Source organism: Streptococcus mitis B6 (assembly GCF_000027165.1).
GTDB classification, from domain to species: domain Bacteria; phylum Bacillota; class Bacilli; order Lactobacillales; family Streptococcaceae; genus Streptococcus; species Streptococcus mitis_AR.
Map to the genome: position 1 here is coordinate 1,251,266 of NC_013853.1, position 24,870 is coordinate 1,276,135.

Below are 24,870 nucleotides of genomic sequence, written 5' to 3' on the forward strand. Positions count from 1 at the left end.
ATCTGCCGTATTCATCCCTCTTTTCCGTCAGAACTTCAGGAAAAAGTTGACCAATTTTTGAAATATTATCTGTAAAAACATCTTTTGAAGTGAGATTTAATTTCTCAAGTCCAGAGTTTTCACCTGTTTGCTGTGCTGTGCTGTGCTGTGCTGTGCTGTGCTGTGCTGTGCTGTGCTGTGCTGTGCTGTGCTGTGCTGTGCTGTGCTGTGCTGTGCTGTGCTGTGCTGTGCTGTGCTGTGCTGTGCTGTGCTGTGCTGTGCTGTGCTGTGCTGTGCTGTGCTGTGCTGTGCTCATGGTAGTATCCTTTCTTAGCTTTGTCAAGCTTTTGTAATTTTAATTTTATAAAAAATTAAGTTGGCTTATCCTATTTTTGTAATGCTTCATTTTTAATACATTACAGCTGCATTTTATCAAAAATAGGGGTTGAAATCAAAAGAGTTCTCCAATCTCAATTTCTGATTGTTCTTAATCAAAACTTACAATCAATTTTGCTTCTTTAATGCTTCTATTTCTTTCAATGTAGCCTGATAATCTCTTTTTATTTCCATTTGTTTTCTCATTGATTTTTCAGAATACATCTTTTTCTTTAGCTGCTGTGCCTTTTTTTCTAATTTATCTAATTGGTCACTGAGTTCAATAGAGTTTCTAAGATTAGCTTTTTCTAAAACTTGTAATTCTTTCTTACCAGTTTCTTTTACAAGACTCTCATAAACATCATCTAAATCATTTCCCTCAAAGTCAATACTAACATCATCACACGTCTGAAAGCGACGGACAATCTTAAAGTGCTTGCCATCCTTTTCTTGACTTAAAGGTTCTTTATAATGAATAAGAAGTTCTTCTCTACCCTGTGGATATTTTAATACAAAGGCTGTGTAAATCCCTAATCTTATATCTAGCTGTTCTAATAAAGTTAAGGAAACATCCATTTGTTCGAGTTCTATTTCTAAAACCATGATTTGCTTCACTTTTTTTCCTGCAGGAATATTAGTGGTACTTGTATCAATCTGATGAGTAATTTGAATTGCTCTAATCTGTTCTCTTAAATCTTTCTTTTCTTTTACAGATACATTAAGATTATCAAAAAAATCACTATTTCCCTTTTTATGAGGCCGATATAGAAGGTGAGCTTTTGATAAGGCTGTATAGGATGGAAATCTAATCATCAGAATCCCCTTTCATCAATATAAAGAAACAAATTAACTCAAAATCATCCATTCCCTCCATGCTAGTATTCATCAAGTCAACAGACCCAAAGTTAAATAGGGCATCCATCGTTGAAATCTGATCATGTTCCATTAGTTGATCGATTGCCTCTTGAAGCAATTCCGAATAAACAACCATTTCTTTACCATCTTTTGTTTGACGATTGAACTTGTCTACCACATGACTCAACGGTTTACTTTGACCCCGACAAATGCTACTGAGGTGTTCCAATATTTTCTTGCTTTCGGACGGAGATAACAGTAGTTCTCCATTTCTATTGATGTAGAGGATATAATATGGGTGAAGTTGATTTTGATGATTTTTTCCTTTTAACTGTTCTTTGTTTTTTAGGACAAAAATGACACCTTCTGATTCTTTATTGGAGGCAGGTAAAATAGCTTGCAATCCTTTTGGAACTCTTTCTAACTCAGGATGTTCTTCCAAATACTTAAGAAGGTCCATACGATAATCTTCTAAGCCTAAATCCATAATGGAAATACCATCATTCATCTCCTCTAGATCGACTACTTCATCTCTAAGACGTTCTAATTGTTTTCTTCGGTAATTATTATCCTCTATTTCTTCACTAGATAAAACATTATCATCTGCTGTTGAGGTCAAAACAGAAATCTTCATCCTCGATTCAACCCTAGACTTAAGATCGATATACTCATCTAACTCAAGGTTTGGCCAAAAATTAACCAATTGAATGTATTTATTTTGACTACCAATTCGATCCACACGACCAAATCGTTGAACAATACGGACAGGATTCCAGTGGATATCGTAATTAACCATCATATCTGCATCTTGTAAGTTTTGACCTTCAGAAATCACATCTGTTGCAATTAAAAGATCGATCTCACTCTCATCACCAGGAAACAGAACATCACGAGATTTTGATTTAGGAGAGAAATAAGTTAATAAAGAATTGAGGTCTTTATTTTTAGTTTCCAAAGTTGTTGCAAAACCTTTTGTACCTGAAATCTGAGCAGTGTAAAGACCATACTTATCTAAGACATACTGACTAATATGTTTATAAAGGTAGTTTGTTGTTGTCGCAAATGCGGAGAAAATAATCAGCTTTTTATTACCAACATTGATTGGATTTGTTAGTTTCTCATCTATCAATGAAAAAAGAGTCTGGAGTTTTTGGTCTTCTTGTGGCGTTATTTTACTGATTAGATCTTCTAGCTCTGTCAAAATTGCAAAGTCTTGTTCTAACTCTACTTTCCAACTACGATAATCCATATCTTGTAAAGCAATACGATTTTTCTTACCAATAGAGAACTCGAAATTACTATCTTCCAAATCAAAATCATCTTCATCAAGATGAGAATCAAGAGATAAATGATCCAAGCCTGTCAATTCATATTCCTCGATAGCCTTTAAGGTCTTTTCTACATAATCTTTAACAACATCTATTAAAGTATATCGAAAAGCTGCAACAGAACTTTCTAAACGTTTGAGCAGGTTAATCATCATCAGTTTTTTGATACCAGACTCACGACCAAACTGAGTTAAATTCCCCATTTTTCCTTCTTTACTTTTATCGTATTTAGCTCTCTTCGATGGGTAAATATGTATTGAAGGTTGATAGATAGTCAACTGCAGTTTATCAAGTAAGTGATATAATTTTTTATAGGTAATTCCAAGATTTGAAACCGTTAAATCAGGTTCAAAATTAAGTGGTTTTAAGCGCTGCGGAAATTCTCCAATAGCTTCTCTATCATAAAATTCCCGAATATGCTTTCTACTTCTGGCTATCGTTACACTATCTAGTACTTTAAAGAAATCAAAATCTAATGTAGATAGCAGTTTATCTGTTGTTCTCTCTTCTGCAGGTAGGTCAGCCCACTTATTATAAGCAGATTGAGCGTTTCTGAAAATATCGTTTATAGATGATTTTGTTTCTAATTTACTATCAATTTGATCCGTATCTCCTTCATAGGCTAAAGCAATTTGATTTTTCAAATCATTAAAGCGATTATTAACAGGTGTGGCTGATAGCATGAGTACCTTTGTAGGGACACCAGACTTTATGATGCGATTCATTAAACGGCTGTATCGATTTTCTCTTCCCTCGGATAAGTCATTTTCGCTAGATCCTCCGTTTCTAAAATTATGAGACTCATCAATAACAACCAGATCATAAGTATGCCAATTATTCAAGGACAAATCAATTCCATTAGAGTGTCCTTTATCTCTACTGAGGTCTGTATGATAAAGCACGTCATAAAGCAAATGTCTATCATAAATTGGATTATTTACATAATCATGACGATACATATTCCAGTTATTTTCTAACTTTTTAGGACAAAGTACTAAAATACGTTTTCCTCGATAAGCATAATAAGTCATGACCGCTAAAGCTGTATAAGTCTTACCAAGACCAACCGAATCAGCTAGAATACATCCATTAAATTTTTCTAATTTAGAAATGATCGATTTTACTGCATCCTTTTGGAAATCATATAACAGCCCCCAAATCTTACTTTCTTTATAACCAACCCCTTCATTTGGTAAAAAGTCTTCATTGATATCTTCTAAAAATTCACTAAATAAATTATATAGCATCACATAGTAAATGAACTCAGGTGAATGTTCTTTGTGAGCTAGGTTTAAATTCTCCAAAAACTCTTCTGTAACATCACGAAAATAATCATCTTCTTCCCAAAGATTATCAAATTCATCTAAATAATTTAAACTAAGTGGTGCATGATAGAGGTTTCTACTCGTTTTAAATAGAGAAGCTTCATATCCTAATTCTTTGCGATCAAAGTTTTTCAAACGATCTACTGCCACTACATCATCCGAATTTTCAATTCGAATACCATTTGGCATTTCATCTGTTTCAATATTAATAGACTTAAATTGCGCTTTTCTTCGGATCCAATCAGAACATTCACGAGCAATCGCTTTTTGGGTCAGCTCATTCATCAATTTCAGTTCATACTTGCCACCAAAGATCGATTGTTCTCGTTCTTTTTTGGGTATCGTATATTCACGGAAATCTGTTTTGGTTTCATCTGTTATAAAAGTCGGATTTGTAAAAATAAATTTTAACTCCTCAATATTCTCCAATTCCTCTTTCAACTGCTGATAAGCAAACATAGAAAAGGTTGCTGCTGCAATTTTGACTCGGCTCTCTGATTTCAACTCTTTCTTTAACTCATCTCCAAGACGAATTGATCGATTATCAATTTCCATAATTCCTCCTTGTTAGACTATTTCTACTATTATATCATTCTTTGCAAATTCAAAATAGACCTTTTTTCTTCTTTCTAAAAAAGGAAAGCCCTGCGGCCTTCCCTTGTCTTACTTGCGTTTCTTCTTCGCTTTTTTCATTTTGTTAGCCATACGCTTCATGGACTGTTTCATAGCAAATTCACCGATTTTACCCTTTAGTCCGCCACCAAACATCTGACTCATATCTGGCATTCCTGCTCCTCCGAGAGCTGATAGGTCAGGCATGCCACCTTGTCCCATCATTCCTTCAAGGGCAGACATATCCATTCCTCCCATATTTGGCATATTTTTAGGAAGGTTGTTTGGATTGATTCCCATCTGCTTCATCATTTTGTTCATATCTCCAGACATAACACCCTGCATGAGTTGTTTAGCCTGGTTAAAGTCTTTAATGAATTTATTAACTTCGACAAAGGTATTTCCAGAACCTGCAGCGATACGACGTCGACGGCTTGGATTTAGCAAATCTGGATTTTCACGCTCTTCAGGCGTCATAGAAGAAACAATGGCACGTTTACGCGCAATCTGACGCTCATCCACCTTCATGTTTTGAAGGGCTGGATTATTGGCCATACCCGGAATCATCTTGAGCAAATCTTCCATTGGTCCCATATTTTGCACCTGATCCAACTGATCGATGAAATCATTGAAATCAAAGGTGTTTTCGCGCATCTTCTCAGCCATTTCAAGGGCTTTTTGCTCATCGTATTCTTGAGAAGCTTTCTCAATCAAAGTGAGCATATCCCCCATGCCAAGGATACGACTAGACATACGGTCTGGGTGGAAGGTCTCAATGTCCGTAATCTTTTCACCTGTACCAGCGAACTTGATTGGTTTTCCAGTAATGTGACGAACAGATAGAGCCGCACCACCACGAGTATCCCCATCAATCTTGGTAAGGATAACCCCAGTTACTTCTAACTGAGCATTAAACTCACGCGCAACATTGGCCGCTTCTTGACCAATCATGGCATCAACGACGAGCAGAATTTCATTTGGTTGAGCTAGTGCTTTCACGTCACGAAGCTCATTCATCAAAAGCTCATCAATCTGCAAACGACCCGCCGTATCAATCAAGACATAGTCATTATGATTAGTTTGGGCTTGTTCCAAACCTTGACGTACAATCTCAACAGCTGGTACTTCTGTTCCAAGTGCAAAGACAGGCACATCAATCTGTTGCCCCAAGGTCTTAAGCTGGTCAATGGCAGCTGGACGATAAATATCCGCCGCAATCATCAAAGGACGGGCATTTTCTTCTTTCTTGAGTTTATTGGCCAATTTACCGGCAAAAGTTGTTTTACCAGCCCCCTGTAAACCAACCATCATGATGATGGTTGGAATCTTAGGTGACTTGATAATCTCAGCCGTATCAGAACCTAAAACAGTTGTCAGTTCCTCATCAACGATTTTAATAATTTGTTGCGCAGGATTAAGGGTATCAATGACCTCATGCCCGACTGCACGCTCACGAACTTTCTTGATAAAGTCCTTTACAACAGGCAAGGCAACGTCGGCCTCAAGCAAGGCCAAGCGAATTTCTTTGGTTGCCTCTTGGACATCAGATTCAGAGATTTTTCCTTTTTTACGTAGATTTTTAAAGACGTTCTGCAAACGTTCTGTTAAACTTTCAAATGCCATTTTTCTTCCTCTTATTCTCTATTATCAATGCTTGTTAAAATTTCTATCTGCTCCTGCAGAAAGTCATCCTTGGGATAGCGCTCCAAAATCTGGTCAAAAATCTGACTGCGGACAATGTAGTCAGAGTACATGTGCAATTTCATCTCATAATCTTCCAGAATCTTTTCTGTCCGCTTGATATTATCATAGACAGCCTGACGACTGACACCAAACTCCTCGGCAATCTCAGCAAGGCTGTAATCATCAGCGTAGTAGAGCTCGATATAATTCATTTGCTTATCTGTCAAAAGCGCCGCATAAAATTCAAAGAGCGCATTCATACGATTGGTTTTTTCGATTTCCATAACTTTTATTATACCAAAAAATAGCCTAATCTACCACATTAGCAAGCTCATCCAAGAAGATAGCGAGCTAAATTTGAAAAAACAAGAGACTAGCCCCAAGTAATTTCCAATTGATAGCTGGCAAAGGGATGTCCCTCTTGATTTTGTAGTTGATAATTTAGTTCAATCTTTTGCCCATCCACTTGATAACGATTCGTTTGGATGATAAACTCCTGCATGCCCATAGGTGTAGGAATATAGGCTAAACTATCGCTATCCTTTAGAAAGCGCATAATGGTCTTGGGATTAGAAAATCGGCTCATCACCAGTTCTTGACTATGAAATTTAATCACTACTTTTTCCTTTTCCTCATTATAAAAAAGCAGGTAGCTATAATCTCCTTTTTCATGCACTTCTACATCATAGAGTTGGTCAATCACTTCCAACTGCTCATCAAACCGAATCGTATTTCGCATCCGAATCTTCACATCAGGTCCTCTTTCTTGTCTCTTGTCCTACTATTTTACCAAAAACTCTAGCTTTTTGCTATAATGGTCATATGAACGAAAAAGTATTCCGTGACCCAGTTCACAACTACATCCATGTCAATAATCAAATCATCTATGACTTGATTAATACAAAAGAATTTCAGCGTTTGCGCCGGATTAAGCAACTGGGAACTTCCAGTTATACCTTCCACGGTGGGGAGCACAGCCGCTTCTCTCACTGTCTAGGAGTCTATGAGATTGCTCGTCGTATCACGGAGATTTTTGAAGAAAAATACCCTGAGGAATGGAATCCTGCCGAGTCTCTCTTGACCATGACAGCTGCTCTCCTACATGACCTTGGGCATGGTGCCTATTCCCATACTTTTGAACATCTCTTTGATACAGACCATGAAGCGATTACTCAAGAGATTATCCAAAGCCCTGAAACGGAGATTCACCAAGTCCTGCTACAAGTGGCACCAGATTTTCCAGAAAAGGTAGCCAGTGTCATTGACCATACCTATCCTAACAAGCAGGTCGTGCAACTCATTTCTAGTCAAATTGATGCAGACCGCATGGACTATCTCTTGCGCGACTCCTATTTTACAGGAGCATCCTATGGGGAATTTGACCTTACTCGCATACTCCGAGTCATTCGTCCTGTCGAAAATGGTATCGCCTTTCAGCGCAATGGCATGCACGCCATCGAAGACTATGTCCTCAGTCGCTACCAGATGTATATGCAGGTCTATTTCCACCCAGCAACACGGGCCATGGAGGTCCTCCTTCAAAACCTTCTCAAACGGGCTAAGGAACTCTATCCTGAAGACAAGGACTTCTTTTCACGAACTTCTCCACACCTCCTGCCTTTCTTTGAAAAAAATGTGACCTTGTCTGACTATCTAGCTCTGGATGATGGTGTGATGAATACCTACTTCCAGCTCTGGATGACCAGTCCTGACAAGATTCTCGCAGACTTGTCGCAACGCTTTGTCAACCGCAAGGTCTTTAAATCCATCACCTTTTCACAAGAGGACCAAGACCAACTCGCTAGACTGAGAAAATTGGTTGAGGACATTGGCTTTGATCCCGATTACTATACTGCCATTCATAAGAACTTTGACCTCCCTTATGATATCTATCGTCCCGAATCTGAAAATCCACGGACACAGATTGAGATTTTACAAAAAAATGGAGAACTGGCTGAACTCTCTAGCCTGTCTCCTATCGTCCAATCCCTTGCTGGCAGTCGACACGGAGATAATCGCTTTTATTTTCCAAAGGAAATGTTGGACCAAAACAGTATCTTCGCAAGTATCACCCAGCAATTTTTACACTTGATTGAGAACGATCATTTTACCCCAAATAAAAACTAGAAGAGGAAATTTATGAGTATTAAACTAATTGCCGTTGATATTGACGGAACCCTAGTCAACAGCCAAAAAGAGATTACTTCTGAGGTCTTTTCTGCCATCCAAGACGCCAAAGAAGCTGGTGTCAAAGTCGTGATTGCAACTGGACGCCCTATCGCAGGTGTTGCCAAACTTCTAGACGACTTGCAGTTGAGAGACGAGGGTGACTATGTCGTAACCTTCAACGGTGCCCTTGTCCAAGAAACTGCTACAGGACATGAGATTATCAGCGAATCCTTGACTTATGAGGATTATCTGGATATGGAATTTCTCAGTCGTAAGCTCGGTGTCCACATGCACGCTATTACCAAGGACGGCATCTACACAGCCAATCGCAATATCGGAAAATACACTGTGCACGAATCAACCCTCGTCAGCATGCCCATCTTCTACCGTACACCTGAAGAAATGGCTGGCAAGGAAATCGTCAAATGTATGTTCATCGATGAACCAGAAATTCTCGATGCTGCCATTGAAAAGATACCAGCCGAATTTTATGAGAGCTACTCCATCAACAAATCTGCTCCTTTCTACCTTGAACTCCTTAAAAAGAATGTGGATAAAGGTTCAGCCATCACTCACCTAGCTGAAAAACTCGGATTGACCAAAGATGAAACCATGGCTATCGGTGACGAAGAAAACGACCGTGCCATGCTAGAAGTCGTTGGTAACCCCGTTGTCATGGAAAACGGAAATCCAGAAATCAAAAAAATCGCCAAATACATCACTAAAACAAATGACGAATCCGGCGTTGCCCATGCCATCCGTACATGGGTACTGTAAAATAATTTGAATATAAAAAAAGCACTCCAGAAGTTAGAGATAATGTACTGACCCCAAAAGTTAGACAGAAAAAATCTTACTTTTGGGGTGCAGTTTAAGATTCAGTATTTTTGGTTTCTAGTTCTATCCCCTTAATAATTATTAAATCTGAAAAAGGTAGTACATTATGTAAAACCTTTTTCAATTTTTTATTTTACTACAAATTAATATTATTTTTTCTAATGATAATTGATTCACTAATCTTCCTTTATAAATATTGCAGTGCTTTTCTTAATTAGCTTTTTTTCATAACTCTTTATAAGAATAACCAATAAACTACTTAGTAATCCCAAAATAACTAGACTTAATCTCGGGTTTAAAAGCCAATTAAAATAAGCAGCCAGTATCCCTCCAAAAGGAGCAAAAATGGTAGCTATTACAAAAGAACTAGAAAGTATTTTACCAATATTATACTCAGTACTTTCTTGTTGCTGTATTGTTGTAATTGATACAGAAGCTATTGTAATTAGTCCACTCAAAATTGAGTAACAAATTCCAAAAAAAATCCAATTTTCTACTATTCCGCTTACCATAATGACAAGTGGGATAGTTGCCATTGATATATTCATTAAGATAAAGGTATCCTTCTTATTCAAAAAAGTAGAAAGAAAGGTTACTGCTATCAAACTTCCAAATCCAGCAATTGAGTAAACAATCCCAACAAGACTATTTGATAATTTTAATTGATCCTGTAAATAATAAATAATCGTTGCATTGAAGCCTAGCATAGCAATATTCACAACAATAGTAAAGAGTAAAGAAATCCTCAACTTAATATTTGTAAAGTTCTCTTTAAAACCTACAAAAATTTCTTTTATATCATCATTACCATTCTCCTTGTGTTCTTGATCTGGAATATATGAAATTAGTATTGAAAGAAATAACAATAAGAAAGAAGCACTATTTATAAAAAAAATACTATTAATATTAAACTTTAACATTAATACCCCTGCTATAGCTGGAGAAATTAATTTTGAAATAGTTCGTACACCTTGAAATTGAGAATTATATTTTTGTAATTCTTCCTTCTCAAATAAAGCAGGAGTAATGACTGAGAATCCCGTTTGAAAAAGTGTCGAAAATAAAGGTATCAAAAATGCAATAACGTAGTAAAAAAATATAGAAACTGAATATTTAGATAATATCGGTATTACACTACATAATAATGCAGGTATTAATGTAGACCATAATAGTATTTTTTTCTTATTAAAATTATCTAATAAGTAACCCATAACGAATCCCAACAAGAATTGAGGTAACAATTCAATAATCACCATTCCTCCCATTGCAAAAGACGAATGAAATTTTTGGTAAATTAAGATTGGAAAAGCAATTTTCTGAAATCTATCTCCAACATTTGATATAAACTCACCAAAAGTAATTGTATAAAACGTTTTCTTGTTAATATCCAAAATGTCCCTTCTTTCTAGTTAAACCACGATGAATATCACTTTTTATTAAATCGGTAAGACTTATTCCAAACCTCTTTGCAAGAGTTGGTACCGCACTATTTTCACTTAAACCATACATAGTTACTAACTCAATGAAATATACATCCTCGCCAGATACTCTAAAATCAAGATAACAAGTACCATCTATTTCATAATAATCCAATCATGACCACCCGTCAAACGGGTGGTTTGTCCCAGGACTATAAGCCCAAACTACCAGCCAGCGCCTAAAGACGCTGGCTTTCACGTTGTTCAAGCCTTATTGCTCTTGACTCGTCACTTGCCTCTCAAAGAGGCTTTAGTATCACTTACCACTATCCCTAAAGGCATCCTTCTTATTCAAAAAAGTAGAAAGAAAGGTTACTGCTATTAAACTTCCAAATCCAGCAGTTGAGTAAACAATCCCAACAAGACTATTTGATAATTTCAATTACGTCCATTTTTTTCTCTCATTAATTGGACATAGCCCTTTGTTTCTATTTTTGAATTTAAAAACGAGAACTCTCTGCACATTTTCTCATAAAAATTATTATAATCTTCTTTTGAAAAATCTCCTAAAATCTCTATTTCAAGATAAAATCCAAGACCATCAATCTTATCTAGATTAATCGTTTTATTTTCTAATGCGTCATGATAAGTCTTTCTATATTTACTTATTGTGAAAATATTTGAAAAACCATCTTGCAAGATATTCCTTACAAATTCTAATTTTTCAGATTCCAACTCTATTTCACTTTCACTCCACATTCCTTGTTTTATCGTATCTTTTCTTGTGAAAACACTTGCTCTATTATCATCTTCTTGGCGAATTCTGTAGATAAAGCTACCTACCTCATCATTTTCAAATTCTCTTCCTTTTGTTTTAAAATATTCATCAACTTGCTTATTTTCACTCTTGAATTTATAAGATTTTTCTAAATATGAAATAGCATTATTATAATCTCTCTCATCGTTGAGTTCAAATCTAACTTCTAATTCATTCATTAATTTTACCTCTCAATTCTTTAAAGGCTGAAGTCTCTTTACATTCACTCAGTCTATAGTAAGTTTTTGGTGATGTTTTATAGACACAAAGCCTAATATTTTCTTGCACTCATTTTAGCACTTCAATATAATACTGTCAACATTTTTGATAATATTTTTTATTTATTTTTATTAAATACATATTTGTATCTTTTTGGATTAAAAAAGCGATGCTTAATTGAACATCGTCTTTACTATTCTGTTATATCTGCAATGTAATGCTCGATTTTAAGAGCCATTGACATATTTCCCTCAAGCTTATATAGAAAATAAGCCGTTTCAAAGTACTCTTTTACTGCAACTTTAGAAGAAAAATTCTTACTGACATTTCCCATCAATACATACAAATCAGCCAAAAGATACGTTGTTCTATACGTCTTACATTGCTTTATCGTATCTGTGATTTTAGTAATAGCCTCTTCAGTATTATTCTGCAACCATAGATAGCGACAAACATTATAATTAAATTTAATAGAAAGGTTTAATTCTTCGATTGTGTTTAACTTGAGTTGATTTACTTGATACTCTAACTTTTCTCTAATTTCATTAAAACTCTCTAAATCTTCAATATCATAATAAAAATTGAATAGAGTATTTGCAACTTGAAGGTAGGTCAAGTCAGTTACACTTAACTGAGACAGTACCTTCTCCAATCTTGCCACAGCCTCCTCTTTTTGCCCATAGAAATAAAAATCTATAAGAGATTTTGTCCACTCCATATAAAATTTATTTACTAGAGACAAGCGATGCACCTTTACACTCTCTAATTCATATATATATTTCAAAGACTCATAATTTCGATTTGTGATAAATGTCTGGGCTAACTTTTTAAACTCTGATAACTCATCAATCTCTTCTACAATCTGCTCATTAAAAAAATAATCTATACTAACTTTTAACTTCTTAGACAGAGCATATAAAAAGTCTGCTCCTGGAGTAAATTCTCCATTCTCTAATCGACTAATCTGTCCCTGTTTACATATCCCCTCAGCCAATTCTCGCTGAGACATTTTTAATTCTTTTCGTCTATTTTTTAATCTTGTTGCTAATAGTGTACCCACGTTTGCATTTTCCTTTTCTATTCGATTTCAATTTCAATTGTAACATGATTAAATTTTAAATACAAATTAATAAACCAAAAGATACAAATTATATATAAACAATGACCAGATAGGTTATTTTTGAAAACCGATCCCTTCTTCTTTTGAGATTTTCTTACTCAAACGATTGATAAACGTATTCACTTTAAATGGATTAAATATTAGACTATCATGTTTAAATTTTGTTATTGATATATTTAACAGACCAGAAATAATTTTTTACAACATATCAAATTCAGGGGAATAATAACGATTTTCCCTATTTTATACGCTCTCTATTTCATAACAATCAATTCATCTTGTCACATCCCTTAGCCCAAAAAATCCACACCAAATCTTTTTGAAAGCTGCTTAAAGCTTTGTACTTGCTTTCTGAGTTCATAGATCTGAAACTTAACCTCATTTGTCCAATTCCATAATAAAAATAAGGACATTCTAACAAAAGAAGTCCTTATCTTTCCTATTTAATTGGTCAAAATTATTTTATCCTTTTACTAACATTCATTCTCTTACAAAATCATACTCTTTATCAATAACCCTCTTTTAAAGTATGTCCGTAAGTTTGAATAATTTGTTGTATATCTTTATGCCTTAGTAATCTTGAAACAGCCCATATATCAACACCTTTTGCTAATAAATATGAACCGTAAATATGCCTTCCTGATGTTGCTATCATGGTTTGACCACCTATCCCAAGTTCGGATAAAAATACTTTCAAGCATTTATTCAATCCATAATTTGTAGAAAGTTTATACCTTCTATCACAAAAGACCAAATCATATTTCTTTAATTCTTCACGATTATAAAGAATCTTATCTTGTTCCTCTTTCAATGCATCCAATACAGATATTAAATCTTCATCAATAAAAATTTCTCTTATGGAAGTATTCGTTTTTTGAGAAACAAAATTTGTCGATTTCTAGCAAATCTTCCATACATTTTTATAATTTGTCTTTCTGAAAAATAATATTTTCTATTTTATAATTCACCTTCTAATTCTCTTATAATCGAGTATAAAGATTCTTTCGTTTTGGGAACAGATTCCTTCAATATACCTTCTACAATTTTAAAATTTAAGTTGGAATAATTATGATAAATAAAATTTCTAAAACCTTTTATCTGAACCCAATTTATCCTATCAGAATACTTCTGTTTTACTTCCTCTGATAATTTTCCTAAGGATAACTGTTCTCCTACTTGTCCTAAATTCATAGCGATAGAATCAACTACCATATCATCATCTAAAGGTAAATTATATCTTCTTGCTTTATCCAAAACAGCAACAGCCTTATCAAGATATAAAACCATATCCTTCAAATATGCTATATCAGTTTCAAGAGATTGACTTCTCATAAATAACCTCTCTATCATTCAAAAAATTTTTCTTGACTAACTTCCCAATATTTGTTTTTGGAGAAAGTAAATCACTAACCAATAGAATATCTATATTACCATCAAAAATAGTCAAAAGTCTACCATATACATCAAAATATATAGAATCATCCTCTAACTCCAAAGCAATATCAACATCACTTTTTCCATCAGCTTCGCCCCTAGCATAAGAGCCAAATAGATAAATTTTAGACAAATCATATTGTTTAGCAACAGGAACAATTTTTTCCTTTATCTGATCTATTGTATAAACCATAACTGAACCCCTTTTATATCATATATAGCCATACTTTTATTTCAGCTTACTCAGAATCAAGTTTAACATCAAAAGGAATGCCTCTTGTCAACACACTTTGCTTCAAAAACAACTTCACAGCAGTTGACATATCCAACCCCAACTCATTAAAAATCGCAGTCGCTTCTTTTTTCAATTCATCATCTACTCTTACAGCAATTTGTGACATAGCAATTCTCCTTGATTTATTCTGTATATCTATTGTATCACCTTGAGTAAGACAATTCAACTTTTTATATATCAGTAAATACAAAATAAAATAGACCAACTTCCTGATCTACTTTATTCTATATTCATTGAGTTAAAATTATTTTTGGTCAAATTTTGGTCACACTTTGGTCAAAGATTCCAAAAATACTAACCTATTTTAAAAATAAAATTGTGGAAATAGCCATTAAATAAACACTTTAAATTTTCTTTGTTTTCTTTACATTTCTAAAAATGCCCCCTGCAGGAATCGAACCTGCAACTACTCCTTAGGAGGGAGTTGTTATATCCATTGAACTAAGGGAGCTAGATAAAAACTCTGCTGAAAAAAGCAGAGTTTTTTAGTCGAATTAACGACGGATTTCTTTGATACGAGCTGCTTTACCTTGAAGAGCACGCAAGTAGTACAATTTAGCACGACGTACTTTACCGTAACGTACAACTTCGATTTTTTCAACACGTGGAGTGTGGATTGGGAAGATACGCTCAACACCTACACCGTTAGAGATTTTACGAACTGTGTAGTTTTCTGAGATGCCAGCACCTTTACGTGCGATAACAACACCTTCAAAAATCTGGATACGTTCACGGTTACCTTCGACAACTTTCGCGTGTACACGAACAGTGTCACCAGGACGGAATGATGGGATATCTGTACGAAGTTGACCTTCAGTCAAGCTTTGGATTAATGGATTCATTTTATTCTCCTATCTTTGTCAATCTTGAGGCACCCTCCTCAGCGGATAAACTGTATTTTTGTGCGTCCATTACACACAAGATACAGTTTACCAAATTTCCACAAAAAAGTAAAGAAATTTATAGCAGAATTCCTAAAAAAATCGCTACTAAACCACCTAGGTAGGTCAAAGCTAAATAAGAATAGAATACCTTCTTATCACTTAGCAGTCTTTGGAGTTCGTCATTCAAGGTGGAAAAAGTTGTCAAACCTCCACAAAATCCAGTTGCTAGAATAGCATAGACTTCCTTAGACTCCACATGATTGTAGAATAATCCAATTAAAAAACAACCCAAAAGATTGGCTATGAGCGTTCCGAGTGGCAATTTAGAAGCTTGATTATAGCGAGAAAAGAAATAACGTACTAGAGCTCCGAAACCACAAGCAATTGCAAGATAGACCATTACCATTTCTTCCTCCCTAAATAGTAAGCTAAAAGCAGTCCTCCACCGATGCTCAAAAGCAAATACAGGACTAAACTAAGATAACGCCCTGTATCAAGCAGTTTTACAGCATCAAGCATGAGGCTAGAAAAGGTTGTTAGCCCCCCACAAAAGCCCGTCCCCAGTGCTAAAACAACGCCTTTACTGGTTCCCTTATAGACTAAATAGCCCTTAACAAGATACACCAAGCAGAAAATGCCTAGATAGTTAACAAGAAGGGTGCCCAAGGGGAAATCAGGGCTGGCTGGTAACCAAGTGGAAACTAGATAGCGGACAAGTCCACCCACCATGGCAGCTAGAAAAATTCCTAGCGGATAAAATGGTTCTTTTTTCATTTGATGTTTTGATCCTGATAATCACGCGAACGTTTGAGTATGTCCGAAAAAGTCGCGACAATAGTCTCCTGATAGCGCTTGTCTCCTACACGACTTCTAACCTTTTCAAAAATAACCGCTTCTCTCTTAGTATCTAAAATCGGTTTACCTGAAGCTTTCTTATAGGCAACTACACCCTCAACTAAGTGCATTCTTTCTTCTAACAGTTTGACGATTTGGTCGTCGATTTGATCAATTTCTTGACGAATACTATCTAAATCCATACAGTCTCCTCCTTTATTTGAATTATTGTATCAAAAAGCCATCAATTAGGCTAGTAAAATCCCAACTCTCGATAAGAAAATGCACTGATTGATTACATCAGCGCACGTTTATGCTTATCCTACTTTAGCAGCCAATTCTTCTGCGAATTGTTCCAAGCGTTCAATGTCTTCTTCCTCAGCAGAAAGATCAACTTTGACACACTCAGAACCTTTTTCTGCCCCTGTTGAAACAAAGACACGGTCAAAGTCATCGACAGCCTTACAGAATTCATCGTAGAAGGTATCTCCTGAGCCAACCACTCCGTAGATTTTGCCATTCAAGTTGAGATCTGCTAGGTCTTCGTAGAAGTCCATCATCTCATCTGGCAATTCTCCGTCGCCATAAGTATAGGTCGCAACGATAGCGATGTCTGCTTCCAAGAAGTCTGAAGCGTCAACAGTTGTACATTCATCAACATCGACATCCAAGCCCAAGTCACGTAATTTGTCTGCTACAATATCTGCAATTTCTTCGGTATTACCGGTCATACTGGCAAATACAATTTTTGCTAATGCCATATCGTCCTCCTCAATTTATCTTTCTCCATTATATCACATCTTTTTCATTTTAAAAATAAAAATTCTTGTGCTACAATGAAATGAGAAAGAATTGAGGTTATTTATGGACATTTGCCATCAAATTTTAGAAAAAATCAAAGAATACGACACGATTATCATTCATCGTCATATGAAACCAGATCCTGATGCTTTGGGAAGTCAAGTGGGATTGAAAGCTCTTCTCAAACATCATTTCCCAGAAAAAACTATCAAAGCAGTTGGTTTTGATGAACCAACTCTTACTTGGATGGCTGAAATGGATCTTGTTGAAGATAGTACCTACCAAGGTGCCCTTGTCATCGTCTGTGATACAGCTAATACTGCTCGTATCGATGATAAACGCTATCGTCAAGGTGATTTTCTCATTAAGATTGACCACCATCCAAATGATGATGTATATGGTGACCTATCATGGGTGGATACTAGTTCAAGCAGTGCTAGCGAGATGATTACCCTATTTGCCCAAACAACCCAACTGGCCTTGTCAGATTGCGCTGCTGAGTTGCTCTTTGCAGGAATTGTTGGTGATACAGGTCGCTTCCTCTACCCTTCTACCACTGCACGGACCCTCCGCCTTGCTGCCTATCTGAGAGAACAGAACTTTGACTTTGCGACTCTCACTCGCAAAATGGACACTTTGAGCTACAAAATTGCTAAACTGCAAGGCTACATCTATGACCATCTGGAAGTGGATGAAAATGGTGCAGCGCGAGTTATCCTGAGTCAAGAAGTCTTGAAACAATTCAACGTCACCGATGCTGAAACTGCAGCCATTGTCGGTGCTCCTGGACGTATTGACAGTGTGAGTCTCTGGGGAATTTTTGTGGAACAGGCTGACGGCCACTACCGTGTCCGCTTACGTAGTAAAATCCATCCTATCAATGAAATCGCCAAGGAACATGATGGTGGAGGTCACCCTCTAGCAAGTGGTGCTAATTCCTATAGCCTAGAGGAAAACGAAATCATCTACCAAAAGTTAAAAAACTTGCTTAAAAACTGATAAAATACTTGCCAAACTTTTCAGAATCTGATAGACTAGTATGGTAACAATCTATGGCTCGCAAAGAGACCATGGCAGAAAGGAACTATTGCAAAATGAAAAAAGATATCCATCCAGAATATCGCCCAGTTGTCTTCATGGACACAACTACTGGTTACCAATTCCTTAGCGGTTCAACAAAACGCTCTAACGAAACAGTTGAGTTCGAAGGCGAAACTTACCCATTGATCCGTGTGGAAATTTCATCAGACTCACACCCATTCTACACTGGACGTCAAAAGTTCACTCAAGCAGATGGACGCGTGGATCGTTTCAACAAAAAATACGGTCTCAAATAATGATAAGAGAACAGTTTCGGCTGTTCTTTTTTCTTTCTTGAAATCAACTGCTGTTTTCATGTTCCAGACTCAAAAAAACTTTGCACTCTAGCTAGTCACACGATGGTTTCTAGATTACAAAGTTTTCTCTTGCCTAAAAAATATAAAAGATATATACTAGATATATATCGTATAGATTGGAGATATACCATGACGACATCACTTACTAAACAATACAATTTTAAAATCAATGAGTCATCAATGGAACAAGCTAGAGCTATCATCAAAGAAAAAGGAATGACTATGACGGATGCTATTAGTCTTTTTATCGAGCAGATTGTACTTGAACAGGATTTGCCAATAAAAACTGCAGAAGATTTACATCGTGAGCGATTGATTCAGGAACTACAAGCCCAATCTGAACGAGCCTTAAGAGAATACGAATCCGGAAAAGGAACTTCCCTAGACAATATGAGGCTACGATATGACTTATAAAGTGATTCTTTCTACTGAAGTGAGTCAGGCAATTGACAGTATTCATGGCTACATTACTACTGTTCTTTTATCACCTCAGTCTGCTAAGAATACTGTAGCCAGAATTTTAGACGGCTTAAAAAGTTTAGAAACTTTTCCTGAAGCTGGCTTTGATGCAGATGAAAAAATAGGACTAAAAATCAACAGTAAGTACCCCACGCGAGGGAAAATTATCGGGCAATATATCTTGCTTTACTTTATCGATCAAGCTCAAAAAACTGTTTTTCTTTCCCACTTATTCCACACAAAAAGCGACTATGTTACCTTGCTACAAAGCAAAAATAATAAAAACTCAAAATCATCATTTTAATGCCCACTGCTCTCTTAATAACCTTGTACTTAGTCTTCGTTTTAACTAAAAACTCAAAAAACTTTGCACTCTAGCTAGCCACGCGATGGTTTCTAGAGTACAAAGTTTTTTTATTTGACAAGGTTTAGTCTTCCTTATCTTGATTTTCAGTTCCTTTAACTGCTTTTTTAAATTCAGATAGCATTTTACCGATTGACTCACCTAGTTCAGGCAATCGTTTTGGTCCAAAAATCAAGAGAGCTCCTAAAACGATGATAATCAATCCTGGTGCTCCGATATCACGTAAGATTCCCATTTTTCTCTCCTTTCTGCTTGCGTTTCATAATGTATTTGCTGATAGCAACACTCAATTCATAGAGTAAAATCAAGGGCGCAGTCATTGCCAAATCACTAACAAAGTCAGCTGGTGTCAAGATGACTGCAAGTACCAATAAGATAAAATATGCATATTGGCGATAAGCTACCAATAATTCTGGTCCAATGAGTCCAATCGACGTCAAAAAGGCAATGATAACTGGCAATTCAAAAATCAGGGCCAAGGGCAAGGTCGTTTGAAAAACAAAAGACAGATAATTTTGGGCGGTTAACTGCGTTTCAAATAATCCCTCTCCCAACCCTAACAAAACCTGAAGTAAGGCTGGTGTTACAAAGTAAAAACCAAAAGCCAGTCCAACTAGAAAACAAAGGAAACTAGCTGGAATATAGGCAAAGACAGCTCTAGCTTCTTCTTTCTTCAGACCAGGTTTAATGAAAGACCAAATATGATAAACTGTGTAAGGTAGGGTGATGGTAAAGGCCATCAGACTAGCCAAACGTATGTATATCCATAAAATATCATTAGGGCCTAAAACAATCAACTTTTGCTGAAAAGATTGGGTCACATACTGGTAAATCTGGTCTGCAAAAAGCAGAGAAACACAGAATACCAAAAAGAAACAAATGACTACAGCCAATAATCTCTTTCTAAATTCTACCAGATGTTCCACGATTGTCAATTCTTTTCTATCCATTTATTTTTCACCCTGTCTAAAAGTGACAATCAAGACAATAACAACAAAGATTAGCTGGCTGGTCAAGCCTTCCCAACTTGGATAAATTCCAAGTAAGTCGATTGTAGGAAAGCCTGTCAGCAAGTGATTTGGCGCCATATTGGTCAACTGAAGCGCATGGACACTAACCCCCAGCATCTTGAAAGCCAGAGCATAAATCATCCAAGTTAGGATAAAGAAGACCTTATGTGGCAAGAAGAATTGACTGGCCTTGTTCATCAGAACGGCAATAATTACTAAAACTAGCAAGGCAAGTGAAATTCCAAAGACAAATTCAAAGCTGGAAATTCTTGGTAAAATCCCAACATAAAAGAGAATGGTTTCTGCTCCCTCACGGAAAACAGCTAGAAAACTGAGGGCAAACATGGAAATAAAGGAGCCTGTTTTGGTCACTGTTTCCATTTGGGACTCCATAAAGGCATTCCATTTTTTGATCGAGGATTTGCTGTGAAGCCAGATTCCAATCAAAATCATCATAGCTACCGCAAAAATCCCCACTGCTCCTTCGATGATTTCACGATTGGAGCCTGATGTTACTGCTGGAAAGGCAATTTGCAGGATGAAAGCAATAACCAGACTTGCCATGATCCCTGTGATAGCACCACCATAAACCCACTTGAGTCCCTTTCGCATCTTGGCTGCTTTCAAGGTCGTTACCAAGGCCATAACGATTAAGAGAGCCTCCACACCTTCTCTTAGGAGAATCAGCATGGCATCAAAGGCATTGTAACGTGCGCTAGTATCAATTTGTGATAAATCTGCAATCAGTTTTTCTAATTTTTCTTGGTATTCCTTCTCACTTCCCTTGACCATAATCACAGGGCTTTCGCTTTCCACTCGAGTATAGAGGGAAGGATTGGTCGTGCTAACAGAACCTTCAATCGTTGACCAGATAGTGATGAATTCCTTCATACTGGCTGCTCCTGATGCTTGGTCACCAGCTTGGAATTGTTCCAAAGCCTTCTTCAAAAGGGCAATACCGTCTTTGAGAGTCAAATCCGAAGATGTTTCTACTACTTCTTTTCCAGTTACAAAATCATCAATGGCCTTTTTTAAATCCTCAAAGGAAGTCTGGATGGAGTTAAAATCTGTAGGTTCAGTTTCCATGCTACTACGCAGGAAGGAAATGGCTGTTTCAACACGGCCATAATGAGCTGTACTATTGTCACGAACCACACTTTCATTGATGGTCCAAGTGGAATTCATTTTCTTAAAGGCTTCTCGGACCTTTTCCAAATCTTTGGAGGCAATGGCTTGTTCCAAGGCTTCAAAACGAGGACTTAGACGATTGACCAATTTTTCCTTTTCCGCATCTAAGTCAACAGGATTTTGTTCTTTTTCAAAGGTCAATAAGGCTGCAGAAATTTCGGTAAGTTTGTCTTCAGTAATCTCGCCTGATTGAGCTAACTTTTCCTTAACGACTTTACCAGCCTCAGAATTGCTGTCTTTTACTCTCTCGAAATCTGATGCCATCTCTTTAACGAGGTTCTGGGCCTCAGACTGATTGCCATTTTTGACCGCTTTAGAAGCATCTGTGATTTTTACAAAGTAAGAACTCAAGCTTTCTTGGGCACCTACTGGGGAAAGAATTAAAAGTGACAAAGCTAAAACTAGTAACCAGCTTTTAGCCTTCCAATAATTTCTGACCAATGTAGCCTCCTTTCTCCACACCACCAAAGCAAGCAAAAAGTCCACTACCAATGTGAGTGATGTATTCATTCATCTTATCAGTAGCACCTAGGTTAGTTTGAACCTTGACAAAATTATCTGGATCCTTCTGGAAAGAAATGAAGAGCAAACCTGTATCAAACTGACCAGTTTTTTCATCAATGCCATCTGAGTAAGAATAAGAACGACGCAAAAGGGGCTTGTCTACTTCCTTAGCCAAACGAACATGCGAATCATCAGGTAAGAGACTCAAATCCACTTCATCAAACTCATTTTTCTTACCAAAAGGGGCACCACTTTCCTTATAACGGCCAAAGGTATTTTCTTGTTCTTCAAGACTAGTGCGATCCCAGGTCTCTAAAAACATCTGAATTCGACGAACTGCCATATAAGAACCATTTTCCATCCAGTCCTTACTATCAGCCCAGATAACGCGGTCAAAGTCTTTCTCCTTGGTTGGGTTTGCTGTTCCATCTTTAAAACCAAAGAGGTTACGCGGAGTCTCCATTCGATCACCGATAGCTGCAAAACCAGACTGACTCCAACGAAGGGTCACTGCATTTCTCCCCTTACGGATGAGGTTACGAATCGCATGAAAGGCAACTTGCTCATCATCGGCACAGGCCTGGATCACAATATCCCCACCAGTATATTTTTCACGCAATTGCTCTTTAGGAAAAGGCGGTAAACCCCTGAACACTTGAGGACGCTTGTTTTCCAAGTTCATCTTTTTCAAGAAACTTGCAGACACACCAAAAGTCAGCGTCAAACGATGAGGGTTAAGCCCGACTGTTTCACCAGTATCACTCGGAGGCAAGAGAGCATTCTGTCCATCTTTTTTGACCAACTCTCCCTCAACTAACTTGGCACTATAATTCGTCCAATCCTTGAATAATTGGATAATCTTATCTCTATCCGTCGTATGCAAATCCAAGACAACAAAATAGATATTCTTTTGCATGGGCGTACTAATCCCAGCTTGATGCTTGCCATAAAAAGCAATTTTTTCATTTCCGTACGAGATTTTTTCCTGACTTCCTAGCTTAGGTGCGAAAAAAGCAGAAGCACCAGAGAGTCCTAGTGCTAAACCAGCCCCTCCAATCCCTGCTTTTTTTAGAAATTCTCGACGGTTCATTTTCTTCTCAAAAAACTTTTCGTCTTTTTCAGTCATGACTCTTATTCTCCACTAAGAAATTTACCCATTTGTGATAGAGGTTCACCAAGTTTTGTCACAGCTTCTGATAATTCTTTGGTATCTTCTTTTGTCAAATCAGTATAGAGCTTGTAGTGTTCCTTGTCGGTCATGTGTTTGTCCAACAAACTATTAACTGACTTGAAATCTGCTTCCAATTCTTTAACTAGGTTAGCGTCTGATTTTTCAAGCAAAGGTTTAAAGAGTTGGAAAATCTTCTCTGCTCCCTCAATATTGGCTCGGAAGTCATACAAGTCTGTATGAGAATAAATTTCCTCTTCACCTGTAATCTTACTTGTTGCAACTTCGTTAAGCAAGTCAACTGCCCCAGTCAACATGACCTTGTAGTCCACATCTACAGTTGCAATCTTAGCTTTCAATTCCTTGATATCATTTACCAACTGATCACCATAGCTTTCAGTTCCTTTAGTGGTATTTTCTTCCCAAAGGATACGCTCGATACGGTGGAAACCTGACCAACCTTCTTCTGTCTTGTTTTCGTCCATATAGTCTGCCAAACGGAAGTCAATCTTGACATCTGACTCACCAAAACTTTCAGCAATTGGTTCTGAACGCTCATAAGACATACGAATCAATGGATAAACCTTTTTGGCTTCTTCTAGCTTACCTTCTTTCAACAGTTTGACAAAGCCTTCCGTATCTGTCAAGAGTTTATCGATTTGCTCTTGAACAAAAGTCTTATAGTCAGCAGTGGCCTTATCAAGCATTTTCTGCTTGTCTTCAGACAAGGCTGTCACTTTAGATGAATCACTTGTATTGCTTGGCTTAGATTGGTTAGTAGCACAAGCTGTCAATAGCAAGGCTGAAGATAAAAGGACAAAACCTAGTTTTTTCATTGTTTACTCCTATTGGTTCAGAAAACCTGAATTAATTTTACGTTTCATTATAGCATATTTTCACTCATTTTTCAATAAATTGTCAGAAAATTTAATGTATTTAGACTGATATTTAGCTTACAATTTGTATGAATTAGCCCCTTATTCATGAAGTTTTTATAATCAATTCTCTGTACCTATTAATATTTTTAATATTTCTTTTTTGAGGCTTAAACTAAAAGATAATTGATAAAAATTGAGTACATAGCTCTTTTATAAAGTCTAACCTTCTTTTATATTTTACAATAAGTGTAAAAAGGAGAGTTATTATGCGCTATGGCTATGTTCGAGTATCTACAAGAGAACAAAATATCGATAGACAATTTTCAGCCTTGGTAGAAAACAAATTAGCAAAAGAAAATATTTTTATTGATTATGTTTCAGGAAAGGATTTTGACAGAATCGAATATCAAAAATTATTAACTACCTTGAAGGAGAATGATGAATTAGTTATTAAGTCAATTGATAGATTGGGAAGAAACTATGATGAAATTTTAGAACAATGGCAATCAATTACTAAGAAAAAGAAAGTAAATATAACTGTTTTAGATTTCCCCTTATTAAACACAAAGAATAGCGATGACAATATCACAGGAAAACTAATATCTGACATCGTTTTGCAAGTTCTATCTTATGTGGCACAGTTTGAAAGAGAACAAATCAAACAAAGACAAATGGAAGGAATACGAGAAGCAAAGAAAAAAGGGGAAAAATTCGGTAGACCAAAATTGCTTGTTCCGAATAATCTCCCTGATGTGATAGCTCAATATACGAAAAAAGAAATAACCTTACGAGAAGGTGCAGACATCTTAGGAGTATCAAAAAGCACCTTTCATAATTGGATAAAAAATTCATAGTTCCTGTCAAAAAACCTAGGATTTTTTGTACAGGAAATACACTTTATTTTAGAATCATTTTCG

General features: G+C 36.5%; 29 protein-coding genes, 1 tRNA gene and 1 pseudogene. 7 read left to right on the plus strand and 24 right to left on the minus strand.

Annotation, left to right across the window (positions count from 1 at the left end; all coding sequences use genetic code 11):
* Positions 1–483 precede the first annotated feature (483 nt).
* The 5 genes from SMI_RS06340 to SMI_RS06360 all read right to left on the minus strand — a co-directional run bounded on the left by SMI_RS06340 (position 484) and on the right by SMI_RS06360 (position 6,908).
* Positions 484–1,167 carry a DUF4391 domain-containing protein gene (locus SMI_RS06340; protein ID WP_000617857.1) on the minus strand — a complete coding sequence of 228 codons (684 nt, stop codon included), beginning with the start codon at positions 1,165–1,167 and terminating at the stop codon, positions 484–486.
* The gene (locus SMI_RS06345; RefSeq protein WP_000401853.1) at positions 1,160–4,417 is read right to left on the minus strand and encodes a helicase-related protein; all 3,258 of its coding nucleotides are present in this window, start codon (positions 4,415–4,417) and stop codon (positions 1,160–1,162) included. The genes SMI_RS06340 and SMI_RS06345 overlap by 8 nt, the downstream gene beginning before the upstream one ends.
* 108 nt (positions 4,418–4,525) lie before the next feature.
* Complete coding sequence (ffh, locus tag SMI_RS06350) at positions 4,526–6,097, minus strand: signal recognition particle protein (RefSeq protein WP_000863642.1); 1,572 nt, start codon at positions 6,095–6,097, stop codon at positions 4,526–4,528.
* Between the two features lie 11 nt (positions 6,098–6,108).
* Entirely contained in the window at positions 6,109–6,441 is a 333-nt protein-coding gene (locus tag SMI_RS06355) for a putative DNA-binding protein (RefSeq protein WP_000402066.1), read from the minus strand.
* Positions 6,442–6,530: 89 nt separating this feature from the next.
* On the minus strand, positions 6,531–6,908 hold the full coding sequence (locus tag SMI_RS06360) for a DUF1934 domain-containing protein (protein ID WP_012972528.1): 378 nt from the start codon (positions 6,906–6,908) through the stop codon (positions 6,531–6,533).
* Between the two features lie 71 nt (positions 6,909–6,979).
* On the opposite strand from SMI_RS06360, the gene SMI_RS06365 reads away from it, so the two are divergent.
* Both SMI_RS06365 and yidA read left to right on the plus strand, forming a co-directional pair.
* Positions 6,980–8,284 carry an HD domain-containing protein gene (locus SMI_RS06365; protein ID WP_001003489.1) on the plus strand — a complete coding sequence of 435 codons (1,305 nt, stop codon included), beginning with the start codon at positions 6,980–6,982 and terminating at the stop codon, positions 8,282–8,284.
* Positions 8,285–8,296: 12 nt separating this feature from the next.
* Entirely contained in the window at positions 8,297–9,103 is an 807-nt protein-coding gene (yidA, locus tag SMI_RS06370) for a sugar-phosphatase (protein ID WP_000023536.1), read from the plus strand.
* Between the two features lie 236 nt (positions 9,104–9,339).
* On the opposite strand, the gene SMI_RS06375 is transcribed toward yidA, so the two are convergent.
* The 14 genes and pseudogenes from SMI_RS06375 to SMI_RS06440 form a co-directional block, all read right to left on the minus strand.
* Entirely contained in the window at positions 9,340–10,554 is a 1,215-nt protein-coding gene (locus tag SMI_RS06375) for an MFS transporter (protein WP_000353937.1), read from the minus strand.
* Positions 10,544–10,756, minus strand: a complete 213-nt coding sequence (locus SMI_RS06380) for a hypothetical protein (RefSeq protein ID WP_000386863.1) — start codon at positions 10,754–10,756, stop codon at positions 10,544–10,546. The genes SMI_RS06375 and SMI_RS06380 overlap by 11 nt, the downstream gene beginning before the upstream one ends.
* Before the next feature lie 263 nt (positions 10,757–11,019).
* On the minus strand, positions 11,020–11,577 hold the full coding sequence (locus SMI_RS06385; RefSeq protein ID WP_001003839.1) for a CYTH domain-containing protein: 558 nt from the start codon (positions 11,575–11,577) through the stop codon (positions 11,020–11,022).
* Between the two features lie 233 nt (positions 11,578–11,810).
* Entirely contained in the window at positions 11,811–12,677 is an 867-nt protein-coding gene (locus SMI_RS06390) for a helix-turn-helix domain-containing protein (RefSeq protein ID WP_000537003.1), read from the minus strand.
* Positions 12,678–13,217: 540 nt separating this feature from the next.
* Positions 13,218–13,661: pseudogene (locus SMI_RS06395) on the minus strand (tyrosine-type recombinase/integrase); the annotation flags it as partial.
* A gap of 33 nt (positions 13,662–13,694) precedes the next feature.
* The gene (locus tag SMI_RS06400; RefSeq protein ID WP_001257561.1) at positions 13,695–14,069 is read right to left on the minus strand and encodes a DUF86 domain-containing protein; all 375 of its coding nucleotides are present in this window, start codon (positions 14,067–14,069) and stop codon (positions 13,695–13,697) included.
* Positions 14,050–14,364: a nucleotidyltransferase family protein gene (locus tag SMI_RS06405; protein WP_000263130.1), complete on the minus strand. Its 315-nt coding sequence runs from the start codon at positions 14,362–14,364 to the stop codon at positions 14,050–14,052. Before SMI_RS06405 ends, SMI_RS06400 begins: the two co-directional genes overlap by 20 nt.
* Before the next feature lie 46 nt (positions 14,365–14,410).
* Entirely contained in the window at positions 14,411–14,572 is a 162-nt protein-coding gene (locus SMI_RS06410) for a type II toxin-antitoxin system RelB/DinJ family antitoxin (protein WP_164925523.1), read from the minus strand.
* 273 nt (positions 14,573–14,845) lie between these two features.
* A tRNA-Arg gene (locus SMI_RS06415) sits at positions 14,846–14,917 on the minus strand.
* Positions 14,918–14,960: 43 nt separating this feature from the next.
* Complete coding sequence (rplS, locus tag SMI_RS06420; protein WP_001068669.1) at positions 14,961–15,308, minus strand: 50S ribosomal protein L19; 348 nt, start codon at positions 15,306–15,308, stop codon at positions 14,961–14,963.
* A 118-nt stretch (positions 15,309–15,426) separates the two neighbouring features.
* A complete protein-coding gene (gene crcB, locus SMI_RS06425; protein WP_012972531.1) occupies positions 15,427–15,756 on the minus strand; it encodes a fluoride efflux transporter CrcB in 330 nt (109 codons plus the stop codon).
* Positions 15,750–16,124 carry a fluoride efflux transporter CrcB gene (gene crcB, locus SMI_RS06430; RefSeq protein ID WP_000712071.1) on the minus strand — a complete coding sequence of 125 codons (375 nt, stop codon included), beginning with the start codon at positions 16,122–16,124 and terminating at the stop codon, positions 15,750–15,752. Before crcB (SMI_RS06430) ends, crcB (SMI_RS06425) begins: the two co-directional genes overlap by 7 nt.
* Positions 16,121–16,387, minus strand: coding sequence for a chorismate mutase (locus SMI_RS06435; protein WP_000362491.1), 267 nt, complete (start codon positions 16,385–16,387; stop codon positions 16,121–16,123). Before SMI_RS06435 ends, crcB (SMI_RS06430) begins: the two co-directional genes overlap by 4 nt.
* A gap of 114 nt (positions 16,388–16,501) precedes the next feature.
* Entirely contained in the window at positions 16,502–16,945 is a 444-nt protein-coding gene (locus tag SMI_RS06440) for a flavodoxin (RefSeq protein WP_001162128.1), read from the minus strand.
* A gap of 103 nt (positions 16,946–17,048) precedes the next feature.
* Here SMI_RS06440 and SMI_RS06445 point away from each other — a divergent pair, with 103 nt between their 5' ends.
* The 4 genes from SMI_RS06445 to SMI_RS06460 all read left to right on the plus strand — a co-directional run bounded on the left by SMI_RS06445 (position 17,049) and on the right by SMI_RS06460 (position 19,145).
* Positions 17,049–17,984, plus strand: coding sequence for a DHH family phosphoesterase (locus SMI_RS06445; protein WP_000350289.1), 936 nt, complete (start codon positions 17,049–17,051; stop codon positions 17,982–17,984).
* Positions 17,985–18,079: 95 nt separating this feature from the next.
* Positions 18,080–18,322 carry a type B 50S ribosomal protein L31 gene (locus SMI_RS06450; protein WP_000710764.1) on the plus strand — a complete coding sequence of 81 codons (243 nt, stop codon included), beginning with the start codon at positions 18,080–18,082 and terminating at the stop codon, positions 18,320–18,322.
* A 189-nt stretch (positions 18,323–18,511) separates the two neighbouring features.
* The gene (locus SMI_RS06455; protein WP_000213593.1) at positions 18,512–18,796 is read left to right on the plus strand and encodes a type II toxin-antitoxin system RelB/DinJ family antitoxin; all 285 of its coding nucleotides are present in this window, start codon (positions 18,512–18,514) and stop codon (positions 18,794–18,796) included.
* Positions 18,786–19,145 carry a type II toxin-antitoxin system RelE/ParE family toxin gene (locus SMI_RS06460; RefSeq protein ID WP_000221464.1) on the plus strand — a complete coding sequence of 120 codons (360 nt, stop codon included), beginning with the start codon at positions 18,786–18,788 and terminating at the stop codon, positions 19,143–19,145. The genes SMI_RS06455 and SMI_RS06460 overlap by 11 nt, the downstream gene beginning before the upstream one ends.
* A 124-nt stretch (positions 19,146–19,269) precedes the next feature.
* Here SMI_RS06460 and tatA read toward each other — a convergent pair whose 3' ends face one another.
* From tatA to efeO, 5 genes are read right to left on the minus strand one after another with little or no spacing between them, the layout of a single operon-like run.
* Positions 19,270–19,440: a twin-arginine translocase TatA/TatE family subunit gene (gene tatA, locus SMI_RS06465; RefSeq protein WP_000512112.1), complete on the minus strand. Its 171-nt coding sequence runs from the start codon at positions 19,438–19,440 to the stop codon at positions 19,270–19,272.
* Positions 19,424–20,155 carry a twin-arginine translocase subunit TatC gene (tatC, locus tag SMI_RS06470; protein WP_000375157.1) on the minus strand — a complete coding sequence of 244 codons (732 nt, stop codon included), beginning with the start codon at positions 20,153–20,155 and terminating at the stop codon, positions 19,424–19,426. The genes tatA and tatC overlap by 17 nt, the downstream gene beginning before the upstream one ends.
* Positions 20,156–21,844 carry an FTR1 family protein gene (locus tag SMI_RS06475; RefSeq protein WP_000252107.1) on the minus strand — a complete coding sequence of 563 codons (1,689 nt, stop codon included), beginning with the start codon at positions 21,842–21,844 and terminating at the stop codon, positions 20,156–20,158.
* A complete protein-coding gene (efeB, locus tag SMI_RS06480) occupies positions 21,819–23,033 on the minus strand; it encodes an iron uptake transporter deferrochelatase/peroxidase subunit (RefSeq protein ID WP_000136413.1) in 1,215 nt (404 codons plus the stop codon). Before efeB ends, SMI_RS06475 begins: the two co-directional genes overlap by 26 nt.
* Before the next feature lie 5 nt (positions 23,034–23,038).
* Positions 23,039–23,911, minus strand: a complete 873-nt coding sequence (gene efeO / locus SMI_RS06485; RefSeq protein WP_000732985.1) for an iron uptake system protein EfeO — start codon at positions 23,909–23,911, stop codon at positions 23,039–23,041.
* 308 nt (positions 23,912–24,219) lie between these two features.
* On the opposite strand from efeO, the gene SMI_RS06490 reads away from it, so the two are divergent.
* Positions 24,220–24,807, plus strand: a complete 588-nt coding sequence (locus SMI_RS06490) for a recombinase family protein (RefSeq protein ID WP_001268842.1) — start codon at positions 24,220–24,222, stop codon at positions 24,805–24,807.
* The last annotated feature ends 63 nt before the right edge of the window (positions 24,808–24,870 follow it).